Origin of the sequence: Streptomyces sp. NPDC005485, from assembly GCF_040606085.1 — a bacterium.
Lineage (GTDB): Bacteria > Actinomycetota > Actinomycetes > Streptomycetales > Streptomycetaceae > Streptomyces.
Genome location: NZ_JBEXDZ010000274.1, coordinates 1 through 6244 on the forward strand (window position 1 = coordinate 1; position 6244 = coordinate 6244).

Consider the following 6244-nt stretch of genomic DNA (forward strand, 5'->3'; position numbering starts at 1 on the left):
TGGACGACCTCGTCGTGGGAGATGGGCAGGACGTAGTTCTCGCTGTAGGCGTACACCATCGAGAAGGTCATCTCGTTGTGGTGATAGCGGCGGTGCACCGGCTCGTGCTGGGCGTAGCCGAGCGAGTCGTGCATCCAGCCCATGTTCCACTTCAGCCCGAAACCGAGCCCGCCGAAGCCGCCGGGGCCGGTGTGATGGGTGGCCCGGGTGACGCCGTCCCAGGCGGTGGACTCCTCCGCGATGGTGATCACGCCGGGGTTGCGCCGGTAGACGGTGGCGTTCATCTCCTGGAGGAAGGCGACGGCATCGAGGTTCTCGCGGCCGCCGTGTTCGTTGGGGGTCCACTGGCCGGGTTCGCGGGAGTAGTCGAGGTAGAGCATGGAGGCGACGGCGTCCACGCGCAGGCCGTCGATGTGGAACTCCTCGCACCAGTAGACGGCGTTGGCGACGAGGAAGTTGCGTACTTCGCGGCGGCCGTAGTCGAATTCGAGGGTGCCCCAGTCGGGGTGGGCGGCGCGCAGCGGGTCCTCGTGTTCGTACAGGGGGCGTCCGTCGAACTCGGCGAGGGCCCAGTCGTCGCGGGGGAAGTGGGCGGGGACCCAGTCCATGAGGACGCCGATGCCGGCCTGGTGGAGGGCGTCGACGAGGTGTTTGAAGTCGTCGGGGGTGCCCAGGCGGGCGGTGGGGGCGTAGAAGCCGGTGACCTGGTAGCCCCAGGAGCCGCCGAAGGGGTGCTCGGCGACCGGCATCAGTTCGACGTGGGTGAAGCCCAGGTCGGCGACGTAGGCGGGCAGCTGATCCGCGAGCTGACGATACGTCAGACCTGGTCGCCAGGACGGCAGATGGACCTCGTAGACGGAGAACGGCGCCTCGTGCACCGGACGGCCCGCCCGCCGGTCCATCCAGTCCTCGTCCCGCCATGTGTGGTGCGAGGCGTGCACGACCGAGGACGTGTTGGGCGGCACCTCGGTGCGGCGCGCCACCGGGTCGGCGCGCAGGGTGTGCGTGCCGTCGGGGCGCGTGATGTCGAACTTGTACAGCTCGCCCTCGCCGATCGACGGCACGAACAGCTCCCACACCCCGGAGCCGCCGAGCGAACGCATCGGATATCCCGTGCCGTCCCAGAAGTTGAAGGTGCCCGCCAGCCGTACGCCCCGCGCGTTCGGCGCCCACACCGTGAAGCGGGTGCCCGTCACACCCTGGTGCGCCATCGGCTCGGCACCCAGCGCCTTCCACAACTGCTCGTGGCGTCCCTCGCCGAGCAGATGCAGGTCGAACCCGCTGATCGCGGGCAGGAAGCGGTAGGCGTCCTCGGTCTCCAGGACCGAGCCCTCGTAGGCGATCTCCAGCCGGTAGGCCTCCGGGACCGCGCGCAGCGGAAGCACCCCCGAGAAGAAGCCGTCCCCGTCGTCGCGCAGTTCGGCCCGAAGCTCGTCCATGACGACGGTCACCGACAGCGCGTAGGGGCGCAGCGCGCGGAACGCCACACCCTCCGGCACCGGGTGTGCGCCCAGTACGCCGTGCGGGTCGTGGTGCGTGCCGCCGAGCAGCCGCTCGCGGTCCTCGGGCTCCAGGACGGCGGAGCCGTTGCCGACCACCACCGGCTCGGCCACCCGGGGCTGTGCACGCTTCTCGACCACCGTCTTCTTGACCGCCGTCTTCTTGGCGGGCTCCTTCTTCGCGACTGCCTTCTTCGCGGGCGTCTTCTTCGCGATGGCCTTCTCGGCCGCCGGTTTCCCACCGGCGGTCTTCTTCACCGCGGCCTTCTTCGCCACCGTCTTCTTCGGCACCGGCTCTTTCGCCGCGGCCTTCTTGGCCGGCGCCTTCCTGGCCACCGCCTTCTCGGCGCCGGCTGTCTTCTTCTTCGCGCTCGCCGCCGCCTTCTTCGGCGTCGCCGCGGTCTTCTTCGCGCTCGTGCCGTTCTTCTCGGGGCTGTCGTCGGACGGGGGGCGGGGGGTCACGGGCAGGGCCTCCTCGGCAGGGGGTGTCGCGGTCGGGCGGGTCAGAGGGCGTGCTCGGGAGCGCCGTCGTCCGCGGCGAGCCTGCGCACCGCGGCCATCGGCACCGGAAGCCAGTCGGGCCGGTGCCGGGCCTCGTACAGGACTTCGTAGATCGCCTTGTCGGTCTCGTACGCGCGCAGCAGTACGGGATCGGTGCGCGGGTCGCGCCCGCTGACCTCGGCGTATCCGGTGCAGTACGCGGCCCGGCAGGCGTCGGCCCAGCCGGGCGCCGGGGAGTGCCCCGACAGGGCGGCGTAGTCGAAGGAGCGGAGCATGCCCGCGATGTCACGGACCGGTGGCTGCGGCATCCGGCGCTCGGCGAGCGGCTTGGACGGCTCGCCTTCGAAGTCGATCAGCGACCAGGCGCCGTCGGGCGAGCGCAGGCACTGCCCGAGGTGCAGGTCGCCATGGATGCGCTGGGCGGTCCAGGTGCGCCCCTCGGCGGCGAGGTCGGCCAGCGCCTCGAAAGCGGTGCGCAGGCCCGGGGCGTACCTCCGCAGCGCGGGCACCGCCTGCGCGACGACCTCCAGACGGTCGGTCATGCCGTCGACCAGCAACTGCATCTGGGCGTGGCCGAGCGTGACGGTGGGCAGCGCGCGGGCGAGCGCCGTGTGCACCTCGGCCGTGGCCCGGCCCAGCGCGTGTGCCTCCGCGCCGAAGTCCTCGCCCTTGGCCAGCTCGCGCAGGGCCAGCTCCCAGCCGTCGGCCGCGCCCTGGAGGAAGGGCTGCAGCACACCGAGGACATAGGTCTCGTCGCCGGTGTCCTCGACCTCCGCCCGCAGCCATGCCGCCGGTGCGGGCACCCGGGGGCAGCCCTGCCGGGCGAGGGCCAGCGGCAGTTCGAGGTCCGGGTTGATCCCCGGCACGATCCGGCGCAGCAGCTTCAGGATGAACGTATCTCCGTACACGAGCGAGGAGTTGGACTGTTCCGACGTCACCAGCCGGGGCACCAGATCACTGCGGATCTCCCGCTGCCGGTCGCCCTCGAAGCGCAGCGCGCCGATGCGGGACTGCGTGCGCAGCGCTTCGAGGAGCACTCCGCCGGGCCGTGGGTCGTGCAGCGCCTCGTACACCGTGCGCCCGGCCAGCGGTCCTTCCTTGAGGTGCCCGATCAGCGCGGGCGCCAGCCGCGGTGGCAGTGCCTCGCGTACGCCGATCAGCAACTGGTAGCAGTCGGCGGGATGGGAGAGGGCACCCTGCGCGGGGGTCGGCGGCTGATGAGCGCGTACGAGCAGGTGGTACAGGCCGAGCTGGGTGTCCGCGGGCAGCAGCTCGGTGGCCGCGACCAGCGAGAACCCGCTGACCGGCCGCCCCTTGCCCGCGAACCAGCGCTGTCGCGGCAGCCACTCCCGCAACAGCGGGTCCAGCGACGCGAGCAGACCGGGAGGTGCGGCAGAGCGAGGTGCGCCGGCGGATCGTGTGACTGCTTCCGACATGGCGTCGCGTCCTTTCCCCGGGAGACTCGGGGTGTTACTGATGCGTGCCCAGGGCGGGACGGTGAAAACCGCCCCGCCCTGCCTTCTACGCAGCGTCCTTGCGGAGCCGGAACCAGTAGAAGCCGTGGCCTGCCAGGGTGAGCAGGTACGGGAGCTCCCCGATGGCGGGGAAGCGGACGCCGCCGATCAGCTCGACCGGGTGGCGGCCGTTGAAGGCGCTCAGATCCAGCTCGGTGGGCTGGGCGAAGCGGGAGAAGTTGTGCACGCACAGGACGAGATCGTCCTTGTACTCCCGCAGGAACGCGATCACCGCCGGGTTGGAGGACAGCAGTTCCGTGTACGACCCGAGGCCGAACGCCTTGTTCTGCTTACGGATCTCGATCATCCGCCGGGTCCAGTGCAGCAGGCTCGACGGCGAGGACATGGACGCCTCGACGTTGGTGACCTGGTAGCCGTAGACCGGATCCATGATCGTGGGCAGGAAGAGACGACCCGGGTCGCACGAGGAGAACCCCGCGTTCCTGTCCGGGGTCCACTGCATCGGCGTACGCACGGCATCGCGGTCGCCGAGCCAGATGTTGTCGCCCATGCCGATCTCGTCGCCGTAGTAGAGGATCGGCGAACCGGGCAGGGACAGCAGCAGGGCGGTGAACAGTTCGATCTGGTTGCGGTCGTTGTCCAGCAGGGGGGCCAGCCGCCGGCGGATGCCGATGTTGGCGCGCATACGCGGGTCCTTGGCGTACTCCGCGTACATGTAGTCGCGTTCCTCGTCGGTGACCATTTCCAGCGTCAGCTCGTCGTGGTTGCGCAGGAAGATGCCCCACTGGCAGTTGTTGGGGATGGCCGGGGTCTTGGCGAGGATTTCCGAGACGGGGTAGCGCGATTCACGGCGTACGGCCATGAAGATGCGCGGCATCACCGGGAAGTGGAAGGCCATGTGGCACTCGTCGCCGCCGGAGGGGAAGTCGCCGAAGTAGTCGACGACGTCCTCGGGCCACTGGTTCGCCTCCGCGAGCAGCACCGTGTCCGGATAGTGCGTGTCGATCTCCTTGCGGACCCGCTTGAGGAACTCGTGGGTCTGCGGGAGGTTCTCGCAGTTGGTCCCCTCCACCTGGTAGAGGTACGGTACCGCGTCCAGCCGGAAGCCGTCGATGCCCAGGTCCAGCCAGAACCGCAGCGCGGAGACGATCTCCTCCTGCACGGCCGGGTTCTCGTAGTTCAGGTCGGGCTGGTGGGAGAAGAAGCGGTGCCAGTAGTACTGCTTGCGGACCGGGTCGAAGGTCCAGTTGGAGGCCTCGGTGTCGACGAAGATGATCCGGGCGTCCTGGTACTGCTTGTCGTCGTCGGCCCAGACGTAGTAGTCGCCGTAGGGGCCGGTGGGGTCGTTCCTGGACTCCTGGAACCACGGGTGCTGGTCGCTGGTGTGGTTCATGACGAAGTCGATGATCACGCGCATGCCGCGCTGGTGGGCGGCGTCCACGAACTCGACGAAGTCGGCGAGGTCGCCGAACTCGGGCAGCACCGCGGTGTAGTCGGAGACGTCGTAGCCGCCGTCGCGGAGCGGGGACTTGAAGAACGGCGGCAGCCACAGGCAGTCGACGCCGAGCCACTGCAGGTAGTCGAGTTTGGCGGTGAGGCCCTTGAGGTCGCCGACACCGTCGCCGTTGCTGTCCTGGAAGGAGCGGACCAGCACCTCGTAGAAGACGGCGCGTTTGAACCACTCCGGGTCCCGGTCCTTGGCGGGGGTGTCCTCGAAGGTGTCCGGGACGGGCTCGTTGACGATCATGTTGTGGGTGACCCTCCGATCTGCGGTGAGGACGGTCGCAGGACGGTCAGGATGTGCGCGGGCCGGTGGCCCGGTTCGAGGCGCACATAGTTCGCCCTGCCCCAGTGATAGGTCTCGCCGGTGAGCTCGTCGCGCACCGGCACGGACTCGTGCCAGTCCAGGCCGAGTTGCGGCATGTCCAACGAGACCGTGGCCTCCTGGGTGTGGTGGGGGTCGAGGTTGACCACCACCACAACCGTGTTCGAACCGCCGACGTCCGCCACGGATTTCGAGTACGCGATCACCTCTTCCTTGTCCGTGTGGTGGAAGTGGAGATCGCGCAGCTGCCGCAGCGCCGGACTGCGCCGCCTGATCGCGTTGAGCGCGCCTATCAATGGCGCGATGCTACGTCCCTCGCGCTCGGCCGACTCCCAGTCGCGCGGACGCAGTTGGTACTTCTCGGAGTGCAGGTACTCCTCGCTGCCCTCGCGCAGGGCACGGTTCTCGCAGAGTTCGAAGCCGCTGTACACGCCCCACGTCGGAGACAGGGTGGCCGCGAGCACCGCCCGCAGCTCGAAGGCGGGACGCCCGCCGTGCTGCAGGAACTCGTGGAGGATGTCGGGGGTGTTGACGAAGAAGTTGGGCCGCATGTACGCGGCCGCCTCGCCCGACAGCTCGGTCAGGTAGTCGGTCAGCTCCTGCTTGGTGTTGCGCCAGGTGAAGTAGGTGTACGACTGCTGGAAGCCGATCGCCGCGAGGGTGTGCATCATCGCGGGGCGGGTGAACGCCTCGGCGAGGAAGATCACGTCCGGGTCGGTGCGGTTGATGTCCGCGATGACCTTCTCCCAGAACACCACCGGTTTGGTGTGCGGGTTGTCCACGCGGAAGATCCGCACGCCGTGGGACATCCAGTGCCGCAGGATGCGCACGGTCTCCTCGATCAGGCCCGGCATGTCCTCGTCGAAGGCGATCGGGTAGATGTCCTGGTACTTCTTGGGCGGGTTCTCCGCGTAGGCGATCGTGCCGTCGGCGCGGTGGTGGAA

3 protein-coding genes and 1 pseudogene are annotated in these 6244 nt (G+C 69.1%); all 4 read right to left on the minus strand.

The genetic code is table 11. The features are described from left to right. Nucleotides 1-1961 (minus strand): 1,4-alpha-glucan branching enzyme (gene glgB, locus ABZS97_RS43050; protein WP_356149110.1); only part of this gene is annotated, 1961 nt, incomplete at its 3' end. Between the two features lie 41 nt (nt 1962-2002). Further along, nucleotides 2003-3436, minus strand: coding sequence for a maltokinase (locus ABZS97_RS43055; protein ID WP_356149113.1), 1434 nt, complete (start codon nt 3434-3436; stop codon nt 2003-2005). An 85-nt stretch (nt 3437-3521) separates the two neighbouring features. Then, nucleotides 3522-5222 (minus strand): maltose alpha-D-glucosyltransferase, encoded by a 1701-nt coding sequence (gene treS / locus ABZS97_RS43060; protein ID WP_356149120.1) that lies wholly within the window; start codon nt 5220-5222, stop codon nt 3522-3524. Next, nucleotides 5219-6244, minus strand: a pseudogene (locus ABZS97_RS43065) (alpha-1,4-glucan--maltose-1-phosphate maltosyltransferase); the annotation flags it as partial. The pseudogene ABZS97_RS43065 and the gene treS, both read right to left, overlap by 4 nt.

What these genes read in the sequence shown, in the direction of transcription:
- ABZS97_RS43055 (WP_356149113.1), bottom strand. Translation starts at nt 3,436, where the DNA reads ATGTCGGAAGCAGTCACACGATCCGCCGGCGCACCTCGCTCTGCCGCA.
- treS (WP_356149120.1), bottom strand. Translation starts at nt 5,222, where the DNA reads ATGATCGTCAACGAGCCCGTCCCGGACACCTTCGAGGACACCCCCGCC.